The organism is Pseudomonas sp. JQ170C, assembly GCF_035581345.1.
Classification (GTDB): domain Bacteria; phylum Pseudomonadota; class Gammaproteobacteria; order Pseudomonadales; family Pseudomonadaceae; genus Aquipseudomonas.
Genome location: NZ_CP141608.1, coordinates 389,362 through 406,750 on the forward strand (window position 1 = coordinate 389,362; position 17,389 = coordinate 406,750).

Consider the following 17,389-nt stretch of genomic DNA (forward strand, 5'->3'; position numbering starts at 1 on the left):
GTACGCTTACGTGATCAAACACAAAAAATCCCAGTGGCCCTGGCACGGGCTCACCGCGCTGGTCCTGGTGGGCCTGGCGCTGAGCCTGTACTACGCGACCTCGATGATCTCCTACGAGTGGAGCTGGAACCGGGTGCCGCAGTACTTCGCCTACCAGGCTGAAGTTGCCCAGCGCGCCCCCGAAAACGGCACCATTGAGTCGATCACCCCCCGCGGCAACATGGCCACCGTCACCGTGCGTGACGAGAGCGGTGCCGAGCAGGTATTCGAGGTTGAACAGGGCAGTGTGCAGCTGTCGCGTGGCGACGATGTCGCTGAAGGCGACTTGATTGGCGTCACCCATCACTGGGCCGCCGGCCCCTTGGCCTGGGGCCTGTGGACCACTATCTGGATCTCGGTGGCCTCGGGCGTGCTGGGCCTGGTGATCGGTCTGTTTGCCGGTCTGTGCCGCTTGTCCAACAACCCGACCCTGCGTGACCTGTCCACGGTCTACGTCGAGCTGGTGCGCGGCACGCCGTTGCTGGTGCAGATCTTCATTTTCTACTTCTTCATCGGCACCGTGCTGAACCTGTCCCGGGAGTTTGCCGGGGTGGCGGCGCTGGCGCTGTTCACCGGCGCCTATGTTGCCGAGATCGTCCGTGCCGGCGTGCAGTCGATTGCCAAGGGGCAGGGCGAAGCGGCCCGTTCCCTGGGCCTGAGCGCAAGCCAGTCGATGCGCCATGTGGTGTTGCCGCAAGCGTTCAAGCGTGTGTTGCCGCCGCTGGCCGGGCAGTTCATCAGCCTGGTCAAGGACACCTCGCTGGTGTCGGTGATTGCCATTACCGAACTGACCAAGAGCGGGCGCGAGGCGATCACCACCTCGTTCTCGACCTTCGAGATCTGGTTCTGTGTCGCCGGGTTGTACCTGTTGATCAACCTGCCGCTGTCGCACATGGCCAGCCGGCTTGAGCGGAGGCTTGCGCAAAGTGATTGAAGTTCGTGATCTGGTAAAAGTCTTCGATACCCGTGGCCAGGTGGTGCGGGCGGTCGACCATGTCAGTACCGATGTGGCCAAGGGCGAAGTGCTGGTGGTGCTCGGCCCGTCGGGTTCGGGCAAGTCGACCTTCCTGCGCTGCCTGAACGGCCTGGAATCCTTCGACGAGGGCACCGTGGCCATCGACGGGCTGCAACTGGCCGACCCCAAGACGGACGTCAACGCCTACCGCCGTGAAGTCGGCATGGTGTTCCAGCACTTCAACCTGTTCCCGCACATGACGGTGCTGGAGAACCTGTGCCTGGCCCAGAAGGTGGTGCGCAAGCGCGGCAAGGCAGAGCGCGAAGCCAAGGCCCGGGCGCTGCTGGAGAAGGTCGGGATCGCCCAGAAGGCCAACGAGTACCCGTCGCGGTTGTCCGGTGGCCAGCAGCAGCGCGTGGCGATTGCCCGCGCCCTGGCGATGGACCCGAAAGTCATGCTGTTTGACGAGCCGACCTCGGCGCTTGACCCGGAAATGGTCGGCGAAGTGCTGGATGTGATGAAGACCCTGGCCCTGGAAGGCATGACCATGGTCTGCGTGACCCACGAAATGGGCTTCGCCCGTGAAGTGGCGGACCGGGTGCTGTTCTTCGACCATGGCAAGCTGCTGGAGGACTCGCCGCCTGAGCAGTTCTTTACCTCGCCCAAGGACCTGCGGGCTCAGGCGTTTTTGCGTCAGGTTCTTTAGGGTCATCGCGGGGCAAGCCCGCTCCTACCAGGTAGGAGCGGGCTTGCCCCGCGATACGGTTTACAGCTGGAACCGCCCGACCAGCATCTGCAAGTGGTTCCCCAACCGCGCCAGCTCGACACTCGACGCCGCCGTCTCTTCACTGGCCGCCGAGGTCTGATCCGACACATCCCGAACGTTCATCACGCTGCGGTTGATCTCTTCCGCCACGGCGCTCTGCTGCTCTGCTGCCGCCGCAATCTGCTGGTTCATCGCCTGGATCGCCGACACCGTACGGGTGATGGTCTCAAGGGACGTGCCGGCGCGGCGGGTCAGTTCGACGCTGCTGTCGGTCAGGCTGCGGCTGGCATCCATCACCGTGGCCACTTGCTGGGTACCGTTCTGCAAGCCCGCGATCAGTTGCTCGATTTCTTCGGTGGACTGTTGGGTGCGCTGGGCCAGGCTGCGCACTTCATCGGCGACCACGGCAAAGCCGCGTCCGGCCTCACCGGCGCGCGCCGCTTCGATAGCGGCGTTGAGGGCCAGCAGGTTGGTTTGCTGGGCCACTGACTTGATCACATCAAGCACGCTGCCGATCTTGTCGCTTTCGGCCTTGAGCTGGCCCATGGCTTCGCTGGAGTGGTTCACCTCGCAGGCCAAGCGCTCGATCTGGGCGATCGCTTCGCCTACCACCCGGTCACCTTCCCGAGCCTGTTGGTCGGCCGCCACGGCCGCCTCAGAGGCTTCTTCGGCGTTACGGGCGACCTCATGCACAGTGGCGGCCATTTCGTTCATGGCGGTGGCCACCTGGTCGGTCTCGACCTTTTGGTTGTTGACCCCGGCGCTGGTCTGCTCGGTCACTGCCGACAGCTCTTCGGCGGCACTGGCGATCTGGGTGACGCCGTCACCGATGCCGCCAATCAGCTCGCGCAGGCTGACAGTCATGCGCTGCATGCTGCGCTGTAGCTGGCCCAGCTCGTCGCGGCGCTCGACAGTGAGGTCCTGGCGCAGGTCGCCGCTGGCGATTCGGTCGGCGGCGTTCAAGGTCTGGCGCAGGGGAATGACGATCTGGCGGGTGATGGCCCAGGCAGCAAGCAGGCTGAGCAGCAGGGCCAGGACAGTGGCCAGGGTCAGCATGGATTTGGCGTTCTGCGATTCCTCATCGCGAACCTGGGTCAGGGCGCTCGTCAGTTGCTGGCTCTGGTCGATCAGGGTCTGGCCCAGGCCGGTCATGTGCTGTGTCGCTTGCTCGTTGGCAGCTTGTGCGGCGCCGAACTGGGTGACAGCTGCCCGGTAAGTGTCCAGCGCACGGGTGGCCTGCTGGAAGCTGCTGGTGAAGTTGGCCGGCAGCACTTCGGTCAGGGTCTTGAGCTGGGCGGTGGCCTGGTCGATGGCCTCGTAGGCGGCCTGCTGGAATTCGCTTTTGGCGCTGTAGGTGTAGCCGCGCACCTGGAAGCGTGCCTGCTGCAGCAGTTTGCCGGCGCCAACGACGCTGTTGAACAGGTTCATGTCGCCACCGCTGAGCAGTTGTTGCTCGACGTCGGTAATCAAGGACACGGCCTGCTCGGCACTGCCTGACATGGCCTGGCGACTGGCCTCGCGCTGTTTCGCCGCCTGGTCAGCCTCTTGCAGCGCCTGGCGGTACTCACGCACGGCCTGCTTCTGCTGCTCGATGTGTTTTTGATCTTCGGGGCGAGTGATGCGCTGGTCGATGACCTGCAACTGGCGCTCAAGGTTGGCCAGGGTGTTTTCGAGGTGGCGCGCCGAGGCCTCGTCGCCCCGGATCTGGTAGCCCTGGCGGGCAATGCGCAGATCGAGGGTGGCCTGCAGCACCTGGGAGATGCCGCCCAGGGTATCGCCGCGCTGGGTGATACCGCTGATGCCTTGCCAGCCGGTCAGGGTAATGCTCAGGGTCAGCAGCAACACCAGGCCGAAGCCGATGCCGAGCTTACGATTGACGCTCACGTTACCCAGGTGCAGGGCTAACCAACGGTACATGGTGGGACTCCATTGCGATCGGCAGAGGCGATTTTATTGTTCTGGTGCTCATGCATCGGCGCCAGATCGCAAAACTGAAGTCAGAACAGACGAGCGAGCAGGGCGGTGACCGCCGTCTCCACGCGCAGGATGCGCTCGCCGAGTTGCACCGGGGCAAGGCCGGCCTTGCCCAGCAAGTCGATCTCGTAGGGGATCCAGCCGCCCTCGGGGCCGATGGCGAGGGTCACCGGCTCGTTCAGGCCGCGCGGGCAGGGGGGGAAGGGGCCGGGGTGGCCGACCAGGCCGAGGGTGCCTTGGGCGATGGCCGGCAGGCGGTCTTCGACGAAGGGCTTGAAGCGCTTCTCGATGATGATCTCGGGCAGGAGGGTGTCGCGGGTCTGCTCCAGGCCCAGGATCAATTGCTCGCGAATCGCGTCGGGTTCGAGGAATGGCGTTTGCCAGAAGCTTTTCTCGACCCGGTAGCTGTTGACCAGGATCACCTTGGGCACGCCCATGGTGGCGACGGTCTGGAACACCCGGCGCAGCATCTTCGGGCGCGGCAGGGCCAGCACCAGGGTCAGCGGCAGCTTGGCCGGCGGTTCGCGGTCGAAGCTGACCGAGAGCTCCGCCTCGTGGCCTTCCAGGCGCAGCACCCGGGCCTCGCCCATCAACCCACCGATGCGGCCGACGCGCAGGCTGTCGCCCACCGCCACGCGGTGGATTTCCTGCATGTGGGTAAAGCGCCGGTCAGCCAGGACGACGCGGTCAGCCGCGATGAAGTCGGCCTCTTCGAGGAGCAACAGGTTCACGGCTGGGTCGCTGGCGGCTGGTCGTTGTGGTCGTCGGCAGCGTCATCCTGCGGCGCACTGCGCTTGCGGATCAGCGAGCCAAACAGAATGCCGATCTCGAACAGCAGCCACATGGGCACCGCGAGCAGGGTCTGGGAGAAGATGTCCGGCGGGGTCAGGACCATACCGACCACGAAGCAGCCGATGATCACGTAGGGGCGGATCTTCTTCAGGTACTCCACGTCGACCACGCCGATCCACACCAGCAGCACTACGGCCACGGGAATCTCGAAGGCGACGCCGAAGGCGAAGAACAGGGTCATGACGAAGTCCAGGTAACTGGCAATGTCCGTCATCATCGACACCCCTTCAGGGGTGGCGCTGGCGAAGAATCCGAAGATCAGCGGGAACACCAGGAAGTAGGCGAAGGCCATCCCGGCGTAGAACAGGAAGATGCTGGAGATCAGCAACGGAATGGCGATGCGCTTTTCGTGGCGGTACAGGCCAGGGGCGATGAAACCCCAGATCTGTTGCAGGATCAGCGGGATGGCCAGGAACAGCGAGACGATCATGGTCAGCTTGAACGGCGTCAGGAACGGCGAGGCCACGTCGGTGGCGATCATCGTTGCGTTGGCCGGCAAGTGGGCGCGCAAGGGCGCCGAGACCAGGGTGTAGATCTGCTGCGCGAAGGAGAACAGCCCGGCGAAGATCAGGAAGATGGCCGCGACGCAGCGCAGCAGGCGTGTACGCAGCTCGGTAAGGTGCGAAACCAGCGGCATCGGCTGGTCGTTTTCCGGAATATCGCTCATGGGGCTCGCGGGGGCTGTGTCGGTTCGGTGGTCACGCTGGCGGCCGGCGTGGTGTCGCTGCTGGCCGGGGTCGGCGCGGCGGCGGTTTCGCTGCTGGCAACCGGGGTTACCGGCGGCTGCGGGCTCACGCTTTGCGGGTTGAGGATCTTGCGTGCTTCCTGCTCCATGGAGAGGATGTGCTCGTTGTGCAGTTGCCGACGGATGTCATCGGCGCCGATCTCACGCTCCACTTCCTGCTTGATCGCATTGAAGCTGCGCTTGAGGCGGCCGATCCACAAGCCTGCGGTACGCGCGGCACCCGGCAGGCGCTCGGGGCCGAGTACCAGCAGGGCCACCAGGCCCACGAGCAGAAGTTCGCCGAAGCTGATCCCGAACATTGATCAATCTTTCCTGATGGGCTCTTCGACTTTGTGCGCCTGGCCGTCGATGGTCTGCGGCTGGTTCAGCGGCGAGGCCTGAGGCTGGACGGGCTGTGCCGGTTGTACCGGCGGCGGGGTCGATTCGGCAGGCTTGGATTCTTCCTCGTTCATGGCCTTGCGAAAGCCCTTGATCGACTCGCCCAGGTCGCTGCCCAGGTTCTTCAGCTTCTTGGTGCCGAACACCAGTACCACCACGACCAGCAGGACAACCCAGTGTTTCCAGTCAAAAATACCCATGGTGCAATCCCTCGAGATAATTCAGTTAGGCCGAAGGCTGGCGCGCGGCCTTTTCGGCGTGCCCGGACAGGCCAAAGCGGCGGTCCAGCTCGTCCAGCACCGCCTGCGGGTGCTGGCCCAGTGCGGCGAGCATGACCAGGCTATGGAACCACAGATCGGCGGTCTCGTAGATGACATCGCTGTAATCTCCGCTGTGGGCGGCATCCTTGGCAGCAATGATGGTCTCGATCGACTCTTCGCCGAGCTTTTCCAGAATCTTGTTCAGGCCCTTGTGATACAGGCTGGCGACGTAGGAACTGTCGGGTTCGGCGCCTTTGCGCGACTCCAGTACTTCAGCCAGGCGGGTCAGGGTGTCGCTCATGTCAGTGTCCTGCGCTGTAGATGGCATGGGGATCCTTGAGGACCGGGTCGACGGTCTTCCACTCACCGTTTTCATAGACGCGGTAGAAGCAGCTTTCGCGACCGGTATGGCAGGCGATATGCCCCAGTTGCTCGACCATCAGGATGATCACGTCGGCGTCGCAGTCCAGGCGCATTTCGTGCAGTTTTTGCACATGGCCGGACTCTTCACCCTTGCGCCACAGTTTGCCACGGGAGCGCGACCAGTAGATGGCTCGCTGCTCGGTGGCGGTCAGGCTCAATGCTTCGCGGTTCATCCAGGCCATCATCAACACGCGCCCGGTCTTGTGGTCCTGGGCAATGGCCGGTACCAGGCCATCGCTGTTCCAGTTGATCTCGTCCAGCCAGTCTTTCATGTTCGACTCCAAATCAGGGCCTGATTCTGTGCCAGGCCCTTGCGCTAGTGTGCCAGCCGCAGGCGCGGCTGGCTATCGACGCACTATCAGGTAGAGGCCCGCGGCGAGCATCAGCCAGGCAGGCCAGGCGGCCGGGGCGCTGAGGCTCACGGCACCGGCGGCCAGGGTTGCGCCGCCCGCGAGCAGGCCGGCACCGAGCAGGCGCAAGGCCCAGCCATCGCCCTTCTGTTGCCAGGGGCTGGGCGGGTCGGCCAGGTGCGGCTGCGACATGCGTTCGAGCAAGTCGCGGGTCATACCGGCCAGGTGCGGAATCTGTTCGACCTGGCCGTGCAGGTTCTGCAGCAGGGTCTTGGGGCTGACGCGCTCGCGCATCCAGCGCTCCAGGAACGGCTGGGCAGTGCTCCACAGGTCCAGGTCGGGGTACAGCTGGCGCCCCAGGCCTTCGATATTGAGCAGGGTTTTCTGCAACAGGACAAGCTGCGGCTGGACCTCCATGTTGAAGCGCCGCGCGGTCTGGAACAGACGCATCAGTACCTGGCCGAAGGAAATATCCTTGAGCGGCTTCTCGAAGATCGGTTCGCACACGGTGCGGATCGCCGCCTCGAACTCGTTGAGCTTGGTATGGGCCGGCACCCAGCCCGAGTCGATGTGCAACTGGGCCACGCGGCGGTAGTCGCGCTTAAAGAAGGCGAACAGGTTGCGGGCCAGATAGTCCTGGTCTTCAGGCGTCAGGCTGCCGACGATGCCGCAGTCGATGGCAATGTACTGCGGGCTCCAGGGTTTGACGGTGCTGACAAAGATGTTGCCCGGGTGCATGTCGGCGTGGAAGAAGCTGTCGCGGAATACCTGGGTGAAGAAGATCTCGACACCGCGCTCGGCGAGCATCTTCATGTCGGTGCGCTGGTCGGCCAGGGTGGCCAGGTCAGTGACCTGGATGCCGTAGATGCGCTCCATCACCAGCACCTTGGGACGGCACCAGTCCCAGTACACCTGGGGCACGTACATCATGTCCGAGCCCTCGAAGTTGCGCTTGAGCTGGCTGGCGTTGGCAGCCTCGCGCAGCAGATCGAGCTCGTCGTAGATGGTTTTTTCGTAGTCGTTGACCACTTCCACCGGGTGCAGCAGGCGGGCATCGGCCGACACACGCTCGGCGCCGCGGGCGATCAGGAACAGCCAGGCCAGGTCCTGGGCGATGATCGGCTTGAGGCCCGGGCGCACCACCTTGACCACCACCTCTTCGCCGCTCTTGAGCTTGGCCGCGTGTACCTGGGCGACCGACGCCGAGGCCAGCGGTTCGACGTCGAAACGGCTGAACACTTCGCTGATCTTGGCACCGAGCTGTTCTTCGATCAGGGCCACGGCCTTTTGTGGATCGAAGGGCGGCACCCGGTCCTGCAGCAGCATCAGCTCATCGGCGATGTCTTCGGGCAGCAGGTCACGGCGGGTTGAAAGTAGCTGGCCGAACTTGATGAAGATCGGGCCCAGGTCCTGCAGCGCCAGGCGCAGGCGTGCGCCGCGGCTGAGTTCCAGGGTTTTGCGGGGAAACCAGCGCCAAGGCATCAGGTGCCGCAGGGCCATCAGCCACCAGGGCAACGGCAGTTCAAACAGCAAGTCATCGAGACGGTAGCGGATGACCACGCTCTGGATGCGCAACAGACGGCGGACGGCAAGCAGCTTCATGCGTTATCGCTGGTATCAAGGGATCGGGCAAGGCGCTCGATGCGCGCCTCGAGGCGTTCAATATCGACTTTGAGCGTGTCGAGCTCGCTGAATCGGGCTTCGGCTTCACGTTGACCGACCAGAGTGCGGGCTTCTTCGGCCAGGTACTCGGAGAGGTTCTGGTTCAGATTGGCCAGGCCCTGGCGCGTCCAGCTGGCGCGGCTGCGCAGATGGCCGCTGAGCAGTTGCGTGGCGACCGGGCCGAGCCAGCGCGAGACTTCGTATTCCCAGTCCAGCTCCAGGTCCTGCAGCACCGCGACCAGGTCCAGCAGTACCGCGCTGTTGCCTTCGAGCTCGACCTGCGGGCTGTGCAGTACCGAGGTCTTGTCCTGGCTCAGGGCCAGGCGAACCAGGCTGCTGGCCGGGGCACGCAGGGTGCAGTCGGCTGCAATCTCCCAGTGGGCGGCGAGCATCAGGCCGTCTTCACCGGGCAGGATGAACACCTGCAGCGCTGGCTGGCGACAGTCGATGGCAATCACCTTGCCATCGAGCGCAGCCAGGCGCGGCAGCGCCGTGCTGTCCAGGCGCAGGACACGGTTCAGACCGTGCTCGACGCTGGCGAGAAGACCGGCCAGGAGCATCAGGGCTTGATGCCCCGGTGCAGGGCAACGATGCCGCTGGTCATGTTGTGGTAGGTGACGCGGTCGAAACCGGCCTCGACCATCATGGCCTTGAGGGTTTCCTGATCGGGGTGCATGCGGATCGACTCGGCCAGGTAACGGTAGCTTTCCGAGTCGTTGGTGATCAGCTTGCCGGCCAGGGGCATGAAGGCGAACGAGTAGGCGTCGTAGACCTTGGACATCAGCTTGCTGGTCGGCTTGGAGAACTCCAGCACCAGCAGGCGGCCACCGGGCTTGAGCACTCGCAGCATCGAGCGAATGGCATCTTCCTTGTGGGTGACGTTACGCAGGCCGAAAGCGATGGTCACACAGTCGAAATGGTTGTCGGGGAACGGCAGCTTTTCAGCGTCGGCCTGGACGAACTCGATATTGCCGGCCACGCCACGGTCGAGCAGGCGGTCGCGACCAACCTTGAGCATCGACTCGTTGATGTCGGCCAGCACCACCTGGCCGGTGGGGCCGACCAGTTGCGAGAACTTGGCGGCCAGGTCGCCAGTGCCGCCGGCGATGTCCAGTACCCGGTTACCGCTGCGCACGCCGGACAGCTCGATGGTAAAGCGCTTCCACAGGCGGTGCATGCCGCCGGAAAGCACATCGTTCATCAGGTCGTATTTGGCTGCTACAGAATGGAAAACCTCAGCGACCTTCTCCGCTTTCTGGCTTTCCGGCACGTTCTGATAGCCGAAATGGGTGACGGGTTCGGCGTTGTCGCCTTTGCGCTGATTGTTCATATCGCTTCACCGGAAAAAATTACTGGCCATTCTAGGGCGTACGGTCGGATTTGTCTTGGCGGGGTGTGTCGCAGGTGGGGGGCGGGCATAATAGTCAGTATGCCTCTGAACCCAGGATTGAACGAATGACCCAGATCAGCGTTGAACGCAAACACAGCCTGGGCCGCCAAGCGGCTCGGGAAAAGGCCCAGGCCCTGGTCGACAAACTGGCCCGCGAATACGACCTCACTGCCCGCTGGGACGGCGACCGGGTCGAGGTCAAGCGCAGTGGCGCCAATGGCAGCGTGCAGATCGGCGAAGACACCATCAAAGTCGAACTCAAGCTGGGCATGATGTTGTCGATGATGAGCGGAACCATCAAATCCGAGATCGAGCGGGCTCTCGAGAAGGCGCTCGCCTAGCGGCTCAAGGGGGGAGTTTTTAGCTGCAAGCTGCAAGTGGTTTGCGGTGAGCGGGAGGAGGGCGAAGGTTTCAAGATCACCGCTGCTCCTACTTGCCGCTTGAAGCTTAAAGCTTGCAGCTGCCCTTTATTAGTGTGCCGTTTCTAATTTTTCTCCCTACCTTATGCTCAAGCCCAACTTCCATGGGCAGTTCCTCCATATCTATTCGAGCGTGAGGTGCAGAGCATGGCCAAAGTGATCCTGAAGAAGAAAGACGACGCCCAGCGTACGCTGGGTGAGGTGCGCGGCTACGCGCGCAAGATTTGGCTGGCAGGCCTGGGCGCTTATGTCCGGGTGGGTCAGGAAGGTGCCGACTACCTGAAAGAGCTGGTCAAGGCCGGCGAAACCGTCGAGAAGCGCAGCAAGAAGCGTATCGACCATGAGCTCGATGCAGCCAATAGCCAGATCGAGTCGGTCAAGGGCGAGATCTCCAGTGTGAAGGGCAAGGTCGAAGTCCAGCTCGATAAAATCGAAAAGGCTTTCGACACACGGGTTGCCAGTGCCTTGAATCGTATCGGCATTCCGTCTAAACATGACGTGGAGGCACTTTCTGCCAAGCTCGATGAGCTGACGGCATTGCTCGAACGTGTCGCGCGTAAACAATAAGGAGATCGGGATGGCTGGCAAGAAGAATAGCGATAAAGGAAGCAGCTCCTGGGTCGGGGGGATCGAGAAGTACTCCCGCAAGATCTGGCTGGCTGGTTTGGGTATCTACTCCAAGATCGACCAGGACGGCAACAAGCTCTTCGAGTCCCTGGTCAAGGACGGTGAGAAGGCTGAAAAGCAGGCCAAGGGATCCGTTGACGCGGCCAAGGCTTCGGCCAAGTCGGCCACCTCTCGGGTGGGTGATGTGAAAGACCGCGCACTGGGCAAGTGGAGCGAACTCGAAGAAGCTTTCGACAAGCGCCTGAACAGTGCCATTTCGCGTCTGGGCGTACCGAGCCGCAATGAGGTCAAGGCGCTGCACCAGCAGGTCGACACGCTGACCAAGCAGATCGAGAAACTGACCGGTGCCTCGGTCAAGCCGGCTTCCAGCAAGCCTGCGGCCGCCAAGACTGCAGCCAAGCCACTGGCCAAGGCTGCGCCGAAAGCGGCAGCCAAGCCTGCAGCTGCGAAGACTGCAGCGGCCAAGCCGGCTGCTAAACCTGCAGCCAAGCCGGCAGCAGCCAAAGCGGCAGCAAAACCTGCCGCGGCGAAAAAGCCTGCGGTGAAGAAAGCACCGGCCAAGCCAGCAGCAGCCAAGCCTGCAGCACCGGCCGTCAGTGCAGCACCAGCACCGAGCGCTGTACCTGCTGCCACTTCGGCACCGGCTGCACCGGCCGCACCTGCGCCATTGGCTTCGGTGAGTCCGATCAACCCGTCCTGATTTTCAGGCGGATCTGTCGCGGGGCAAGCCCGCTCCTGCAGAGGTTGCAGGAGCGGGCTTGCCCCGCGATGCTTTCAGCCACCCAGATAGCGCAACGCAATCTGCTCCGCGGCATGCCTGGAATCCGTTTCGAGGTGCGGCGCCACCAGCATCATCACCTGGTACACCACCACCCCCACTTCACCTTCACGGGCCAGCACCCGCTGGTAGTCCAGGGAGAACAGCAGGGTCAGGGTGATCTGCTCAACCAATTGCCCCAGTGCCCGTGTATCGCTGGTCACCTGCCCCTGGGCCTTGAGGCTGGCAAGCAGCGCCGCCAGGGTGCGCTTGAGGGCGTTTAGCAGGTTGCGCATGCCACGTGCCAGCTTGGGCAGGCGGCCAGTCAGGTTCGACAGGTCCTGGAACAGGAAGCGGTACTGGGCCATGCGCTCGACGATCAGGTGCAGGAACAGCCAGTAGTCCTCGGCATCCAGGCGCACCTCCAGCGGCGGGTCGAGCAGCGGGGTCAGCTCGTCTTCAAAGCGCTCGAACAAGCCCAGCACCAACGGCTCCTTGCCGTGGAAGTGGTAGTACAGGTTGCCCGGGCTGATGCCCATTTCGTTGGCAATCTCGAGTGTCGAGACATTCGGTTCGCCCTGCTGGTTAAACAGCTGCAGGGCACATTCCAGAATACGGTCGCGGGTTTTCATCCGTTCTACTTGTTCAGCGCGCCTGCACGTAGGTGCCAGGGGCGGGGTCCATGGGAGGGTAATTCTGGTTGCCCAGGGTGATCAGTGTTTCGCGCTGCGCACCGGAGCGGGCCTGAATCCATTCCAGCCACTGGGGCCACCAGCTGCCGTCGATCTGCTTGGCGTCGTAGAGCCACGCCCGTGGGTCACTGCTCAGGCGGGGGTTGTCGACGTAATGCGCCTTGGGATTGCCCGGTGGGTTGAGGATGCTCTGTACATGGCCGCTATTGGCCAGGATGAAGCGCTTGTCGCCCCCCAGCAGCAGGGTTGAGCGGTAGACCGCATCCCACGGGGTGATGTGGTCGTTGCTGCCGGCCACGCTGAAGCTGTCGACATTGACCTTCTGCAGATCGATGGGGGTGCCACAGACCTCAAGGCCTGCCGCATGGGCCAGGGGGTTGTGCTTGAAGAAATCCAGCAGGTCGCCGTGCAAGGCAGCCGGCAGGCGGGTGTTGTCGTTGTTCCAGTAGAGGATGTCGAAGGCCGGTGGTGCCTTGCCCAGCAGGTAGTTGTTGACGAAGTAGTTCCAGATCAGGTCGTTGGGGCGCATCCAGGCAAAGACCTTGGCGATCTCCCGGCCATCGAGCACACCTTGCTGGTAGGAACGGCGCTTGGCGGCCTCCAGCGTCTGTTCGTCGGCGAACAGGCTGGCCGGGCTGTCGATCTGGCTGTCGAGCAGGCTGACCAGGTAGGTGGCGCTGCTCACCCGGCGCAACTGGCGCTTGGCCTGCAGGTGGCCCTGCAGCGCCGCCATGGTCAGGCCACCGGCACAGGCGCCCATCAGGCTGATTTCGCGGCTGCCGGTAATTGCCCGGCACACGTTCATGGCCTCCTCCAGCGCCTCGACATAACTCGACAGGCCCCACTCGCGGTGGCGTGGATCGGGGTTGCGCCAGCTGACCATGAACGTCTGCAAGCCGTTCTTGAGCATGTACTGGACGAAGCTGTTGCCCGGGCTCAAGTCGAAGATATAGAACTTGTTGATCTGCGGCGGCACCACCAGTACCGGCCGGGCGTATTGGGTTTCGCTCATCGGCTTGTACTGGATCAGCTCCAGCAGCTCGTTGCGAAACACCACTGCGCCGGGAGTGGTGGCCAGGTTTCTGCCGACCTCGAAGGCGTCGGGGTTTACCTGGCGCGGCAGGCCGTCGTTATGGCGAAGATCGTCGATGAGGTGGTGAACCCCGCGTACCAGGCTCAGGCCGCCGGAGTTGAGCAGCTCCTTGACCGCCGCCGGGTTGAGCAGGGAGTTGCTTGGCGCCATCGCATCGTTGAGCAAGGCGAAGAGAAAGTGCGCGCGGGCGCGGTCATCGGCATCGAGCTGGCTTTCGTCGATCCACTGGCGGGTTTGCTTCTGCCAGGCAAGGTAGGCCTGCAGGCCACGGCTGTAGAAGGGGTTGAGGCTCCAGGCCGGGTCCTTGAAGCGGTTGTCGCGCGGATTGGGCTGGTGAGGGGTATCACCGAGCAGCACACGGCCCAACTGATTGCCCAGGGCGAGCACATGCTTGGCCGTGTGCAGCGGATGACGCAGGCTGTGCCGGCTGACATTGCGCAGCGTTGAAAGCAGGTCGCGACCACGCAGGCCGCTGATCGCACTCTGCACGTTCATATAGGTGGCGGGGACCGGTACCGACCCCTTCGCGGGCTTGTCTTTCATCAGGCAACACTCCGTCGTCAGGCCATCAACAAATAGATCAATGCAAGAGCGGCACCAACCTCATGCCGCGCACCGGGCCGCCTGGCATCCTGCCGAGGGCTCGGGTTCGCTGCTTCTCAGCTGGGGGCGGGCCGAGGGTGCATGACGGCGCGTTGGCGCTCTTGCTGGAGGAATTTCATGATGATCGGGGCCACGGCTTCGGCCCGGGTAATCAGGAACAAGTGACCATCGTCGATTATGTGTAGCTGGGCATTGGGAATACGCCAGGCCAGCAGGCGCATATTGATCAGCGGGATCAGCGGGTCGTCGTCGCCAGCCAGCACCAGGGTGGGCTGCTGGATCTTGTGCAGCCAATGGATGCTGGTCCAGCCAAACCCGGCAAACAGCTGCCAGTAGTAACCCAGCTTGCCCGAGGAACGCACCTTGGCGGCATGGGCCATGGCCAGGTCCGGGTCGCGGCGAAAGGCACCGCCATAGATCTGCGGCGCGATGCGGATGACATGCGAGGGCTGGATGTAACGCCGCGGGCTTGCCATCAACCACAGCACCTTGGGCTTGCCCGGCACCATCACCGCGCCGGCGGCGGTGGCGGCGAGCACCAGCTTCTTGCAGCGCTCGGGATAGTCGTGGGCGAACTGCTGGGCCAGGGCCCCGCCCCAGGACACACCGATGGCGTTGACCTGGCCGTAGTCCAGGTAATCGAGCATGCGCGCGGTGAGCTTGGCCAACCCGGGAAAACGATAGGGATGCCGGGGTGTGGATGAGCCTCCCACCCCGGGCACGTCAAAGGCAATGACTTCCAGGTCCGGGTCCAGGGCCTGGATAAACGGGAACACCAGTTCCAGGTTGGCGCCGATGCCATTGAAGATCAGCAATGGCGTCAAATGCGGCTTGCCGGGACGAACCGCGGTGCGGATGGTCTGGCCATCCAGGTCGACGGTCCTGAATATGTACGGTTGCGGCATGCGCGAAGCCCTGTGGTGGGTGAGGCGCCGTGGCCTGGCGGTGGCCACGGCGGTCGGATGTATCAGCGCTCGTGCACGTAGGTACCCGGTGCCGCTTCGGCGGACGGATGGGCCCGGTTGCCCAGGCGTGTCGGTGCTTTCTTCAGTTCACCGGAACGCTCTGTCAGCCAGTTCTGCCAATGCAGCCACCAGGAGTCGGTGTGCTTGTGGGCATTGTCCTGCCATTCAACGACGCACGCCGGCCGCTCGCTGCTGGTCATGTAGCGTGCCTTGGGGTTGCCAGGCGGGTTGAGAATGCTCTGGATATGCCCGCTGTTGGACAGCACGAATTCGACGTTGCCACCAAACAGCTGGGCCGACCGGTAGCAGGCCTGCCAGGGGGTGATGTGATCGGTGGTGCCGGCCAGGCTGTAGATGTCAGCGGTGACTTTCTTCAGATCGATCGGTGTTCCGCACACTTCCAGTGCATCGGCACGGGTCAGTGGATTACTTTTGAACATTTCGATCAGGTCGCCATGGAAGGCGGCGGGCAGGCGGGTGGTGTCGTTGTTCCAGAACAGGATGTCGAACACCGGTGGCTCGTTGCCGAGCAGGTAGTTGTTGACCCAGTAGTTCCAGATCAGGTCGTTGGGCCGCATCCAGGCAAACACCTTGGCCATGTCGCGGCCTTCCAGTACGCCGGCCTGGTAGGACTGGCGCTTGGCGGACTCGAGCGTCTGCTCGTCGACGAACAGGGCCACCTGGTTGTCGAGGGTGGTGTCGAGCACGCTGACCAGCAGGGTCAGGGCATTGACCTTGGTTTCGCCCAGTGCGGCATAGTGTCCGAGCAGCGCGGTGCAGGTGATGCCGCCGGAGCAGGCGCCGAGCATGTTCAGGTCTTTGCTGCCGGTGATCGCCAGGATCACGTCGACCGCTTCCTTGAGAGCGTCGATGTAGGTCGACAGGCCCCATTCGCGCTGGGCCTTGGTCGGGTTGCGCCAGCTGACGATGAAGGTCTGCACGTTGGAGCGCAGGCAGAAGCGCGCCAGGCTCTTCTCGGGACTGAGGTCGAAGACGTAGAACTTGTTGATCTGTGGCGGGACCACCAGTAGCGGCCGGGACAGGACCTGCTCGGTAATGGGCCGGTACTGGATCAGTTCCAGCACGTCGTTGCGAAAGACCACGGCGCCTTCACTGGTACCCAGGTTCTTGCCGACCTCGAAGGCTTCCATGTTCACCTGGCTGGGCATGCCGCCATTGTTGACCATGTCCTTGGCAAGGTTAGACAGGCCGTCGAGCAGGCTCTTGCCACCGGTTTCAAAGAAGCGTTTGACTGCTGCCGGGTTGGCTGCGGAGTTGGTCGGCGCCATGGCTTCGGTCATCAGGTTGATGACGAAATGGCCGCGGCTGATGTCCTGGTCGGAAAGGTTGCTGGTGTCGATCCAGTGGTGCAGCTCCTTGCGCCAGGCAAGGTACGTTTGCAGGTAGCGGCGATACAGCGGGTTCTGGCTCCAGGCCGGATCGTTGAAGCGACGGTCGTCGTTCTCCGGTTGCAGCCCCGACTTGCCGAAGATCACATCCTTGAGTTCCATGCCGAAGTGAGCGACATGCTTGGCACTGTGCAGCGGTTGCCGGATGGCCTGGCGCAGCACCATTCGAGCAGATGTCAGCAAATCCTTTCGACGCAAGCCGATTACCGGGTTAAGACCCAGGGTGTTTTCCGAGGCTTGGCGCTGCAGGTCATCGTTGTTCTTGTTACTCATCTACGACGCTCCGTTGTCCTGAGACGAGTACCGGCCTGCTGTGGGCGTTACACAGACGAGTGCCCGGTACTGCTGCTCGGGTGACCAGTGATAACGAACTGCGGTCCTGCGGCCGGATGCAAACGAGGATGAGCCATGCGGGGTTTTCTGCGTGTGAAGACAGCCTGCTTTCGCTCGCGACCTCTACATTCCGGCCCGACCCTGCGCCGAATACGATGCAGGGAACTTGCCAGATCCATTGGTTACCCGACTTTGGGGTGATGCGCAAGACGGCCATTCATTGGCCGTTGAGCAGGCATTCAAGCAGATAGAATTAGAAAATGCGCTCTAAACCCTGGAGGGCCCGGACTAGAGCATCAGCTTGACGATCGACTCGGATGGGTCGCGGGATTTTCCGGCTTTTGCCAGGTCATCGAGATACTCGGCCCAGAGCTGGTCCTGACGCAGGCATAGCTGCTCCAGGTACTCCCAGGTGAACAGGCCGCTGTCGTGGCCGTCATCGAAGGTCAGTTTCAGTGCGTACTGGCCAGCCGGTTCGATCTGCGACAGACCGACATTGAGCTTGCCGAATTGCAGGATGGGATTGCCGTGGCCCTGGACCTCGGCGGAGGGAGAGTGCACCCGCAAAAACTCGGCGGGCAGGTGATACACCTCATCAGGCCCGTAGGTAAGCGACAGGGTCTTGGAGGCTTTATGCAGGGTGATACCGGTAGGAAGTCTGGGCATTGGGTAAGAACTCTTGGGCTATCAGCTGCAA

20 protein-coding genes and 1 pseudogene are annotated in these 17,389 nt (G+C 62.9%); 5 read left to right on the forward strand and 16 right to left on the reverse strand.

The features are described 5' to 3' along the window. Positions 1-10: 10 nt before the first annotated feature. Together U9R80_RS01690 and U9R80_RS01695 are read left to right on the forward strand one after the other, a co-directional pair. Entirely contained in the window at positions 11-973 is a 963-nt protein-coding gene (locus tag U9R80_RS01690; RefSeq protein WP_301838437.1) for an amino acid ABC transporter permease, read from the forward strand. Further along, the gene (locus U9R80_RS01695; protein WP_301838665.1) at positions 966-1,700 is read left to right on the forward strand and encodes an amino acid ABC transporter ATP-binding protein; all 735 of its coding nucleotides are present in this window, start codon (positions 966-968) and stop codon (positions 1,698-1,700) included. Before U9R80_RS01690 ends, U9R80_RS01695 begins: the two co-directional genes overlap by 8 nt. Before the next feature lie 60 nt (positions 1,701-1,760). On the opposite strand, the gene U9R80_RS27230 is transcribed toward U9R80_RS01695, so the two are convergent. The 11 genes and pseudogenes from U9R80_RS27230 to ubiE all read right to left on the reverse strand — a co-directional run bounded on the left by U9R80_RS27230 (position 1,761) and on the right by ubiE (position 9,734). Further along, positions 1,761-2,633 (reverse strand): methyl-accepting chemotaxis protein, encoded by an 873-nt coding sequence (locus U9R80_RS27230; RefSeq protein WP_442964958.1) that lies wholly within the window; start codon positions 2,631-2,633, stop codon positions 1,761-1,763. Between the two features lie 30 nt (positions 2,634-2,663). After that, positions 2,664-3,677: pseudogene (locus U9R80_RS27235) on the reverse strand (methyl-accepting chemotaxis protein); the annotation flags it as partial. An 80-nt stretch (positions 3,678-3,757) separates the two neighbouring features. After that, positions 3,758-4,465: a 16S rRNA (uracil(1498)-N(3))-methyltransferase gene (locus U9R80_RS01705; protein ID WP_301838435.1), complete on the reverse strand. Its 708-nt coding sequence runs from the start codon at positions 4,463-4,465 to the stop codon at positions 3,758-3,760. Beyond that, complete coding sequence (gene tatC, locus U9R80_RS01710; RefSeq protein WP_301838433.1) at positions 4,462-5,253, reverse strand: twin-arginine translocase subunit TatC; 792 nt, start codon at positions 5,251-5,253, stop codon at positions 4,462-4,464. Before tatC ends, U9R80_RS01705 begins: the two co-directional genes overlap by 4 nt. After that, positions 5,250-5,630, reverse strand: coding sequence for a Sec-independent protein translocase protein TatB (tatB, locus tag U9R80_RS01715; protein ID WP_301838431.1), 381 nt, complete (start codon positions 5,628-5,630; stop codon positions 5,250-5,252). Before tatB ends, tatC begins: the two co-directional genes overlap by 4 nt. A 3-nt stretch (positions 5,631-5,633) precedes the next feature. Beyond that, positions 5,634-5,909, reverse strand: a complete 276-nt coding sequence (locus tag U9R80_RS01720) for a twin-arginine translocase TatA/TatE family subunit (protein ID WP_028945557.1) — start codon at positions 5,907-5,909, stop codon at positions 5,634-5,636. Positions 5,910-5,934: 25 nt separating this feature from the next. Then, entirely contained in the window at positions 5,935-6,270 is a 336-nt protein-coding gene (locus tag U9R80_RS01725; RefSeq protein WP_301838428.1) for a phosphoribosyl-ATP diphosphatase, read from the reverse strand. Between the two features lies 1 nt (position 6,271). Then, entirely contained in the window at positions 6,272-6,664 is a 393-nt protein-coding gene (gene hisI / locus U9R80_RS01730; protein WP_028945559.1) for a phosphoribosyl-AMP cyclohydrolase, read from the reverse strand. A 72-nt stretch (positions 6,665-6,736) separates the two neighbouring features. Further along, entirely contained in the window at positions 6,737-8,344 is a 1,608-nt protein-coding gene (ubiB, locus tag U9R80_RS01735) for a ubiquinone biosynthesis regulatory protein kinase UbiB (protein ID WP_301838427.1), read from the reverse strand. Next, positions 8,341-8,964, reverse strand: coding sequence for a ubiquinone biosynthesis accessory factor UbiJ (locus U9R80_RS01740; RefSeq protein ID WP_301838424.1), 624 nt, complete (start codon positions 8,962-8,964; stop codon positions 8,341-8,343). The genes ubiB and U9R80_RS01740 overlap by 4 nt, the downstream gene beginning before the upstream one ends. Next, on the reverse strand, positions 8,964-9,734 hold the full coding sequence (gene ubiE, locus U9R80_RS01745; RefSeq protein ID WP_301838422.1) for a bifunctional demethylmenaquinone methyltransferase/2-methoxy-6-polyprenyl-1,4-benzoquinol methylase UbiE: 771 nt from the start codon (positions 9,732-9,734) through the stop codon (positions 8,964-8,966). The genes U9R80_RS01740 and ubiE overlap by 1 nt, the downstream gene beginning before the upstream one ends. 125 nt (positions 9,735-9,859) lie before the next feature. Between ubiE and U9R80_RS01750 the strand changes: the two genes are divergently transcribed. The 3 genes from U9R80_RS01750 (at position 9,860) to U9R80_RS01760 (ending at position 11,540) form a co-directional block, all read left to right on the forward strand. After that, a complete protein-coding gene (locus U9R80_RS01750) occupies positions 9,860-10,135 on the forward strand; it encodes a polyhydroxyalkanoic acid system family protein (protein ID WP_301838420.1) in 276 nt (91 codons plus the stop codon). 225 nt (positions 10,136-10,360) lie between these two features. Beyond that, on the forward strand, positions 10,361-10,780 hold the full coding sequence (locus U9R80_RS01755) for a phasin family protein (protein ID WP_301838418.1): 420 nt from the start codon (positions 10,361-10,363) through the stop codon (positions 10,778-10,780). Between the two features lie 10 nt (positions 10,781-10,790). Then, positions 10,791-11,540, forward strand: coding sequence for a phasin family protein (locus tag U9R80_RS01760; protein ID WP_301838416.1), 750 nt, complete (start codon positions 10,791-10,793; stop codon positions 11,538-11,540). Positions 11,541-11,614: 74 nt separating this feature from the next. On the opposite strand, the gene U9R80_RS01765 is transcribed toward U9R80_RS01760, so the two are convergent. The 5 genes from U9R80_RS01765 to U9R80_RS01785 all read right to left on the reverse strand — a co-directional run bounded on the left by U9R80_RS01765 (position 11,615) and on the right by U9R80_RS01785 (position 17,358). Further along, positions 11,615-12,229: a TetR/AcrR family transcriptional regulator gene (locus tag U9R80_RS01765; RefSeq protein WP_301838415.1), complete on the reverse strand. Its 615-nt coding sequence runs from the start codon at positions 12,227-12,229 to the stop codon at positions 11,615-11,617. A gap of 13 nt (positions 12,230-12,242) precedes the next feature. After that, complete coding sequence (gene phaC / locus U9R80_RS01770) at positions 12,243-13,925, reverse strand: class II poly(R)-hydroxyalkanoic acid synthase (protein ID WP_301838413.1); 1,683 nt, start codon at positions 13,923-13,925, stop codon at positions 12,243-12,245. A gap of 116 nt (positions 13,926-14,041) precedes the next feature. After that, positions 14,042-14,890 (reverse strand): poly(3-hydroxyalkanoate) depolymerase, encoded by an 849-nt coding sequence (gene phaZ, locus U9R80_RS01775; RefSeq protein WP_301838411.1) that lies wholly within the window; start codon positions 14,888-14,890, stop codon positions 14,042-14,044. 62 nt (positions 14,891-14,952) lie between these two features. Further along, the gene (phaC, locus tag U9R80_RS01780) at positions 14,953-16,632 is read right to left on the reverse strand and encodes a class II poly(R)-hydroxyalkanoic acid synthase (RefSeq protein ID WP_301838409.1); all 1,680 of its coding nucleotides are present in this window, start codon (positions 16,630-16,632) and stop codon (positions 14,953-14,955) included. A 348-nt stretch (positions 16,633-16,980) separates the two neighbouring features. Further along, on the reverse strand, positions 16,981-17,358 hold the full coding sequence (locus U9R80_RS01785; protein ID WP_301838408.1) for a DUF971 domain-containing protein: 378 nt from the start codon (positions 17,356-17,358) through the stop codon (positions 16,981-16,983). Positions 17,359-17,389 lie beyond the last annotated feature (31 nt).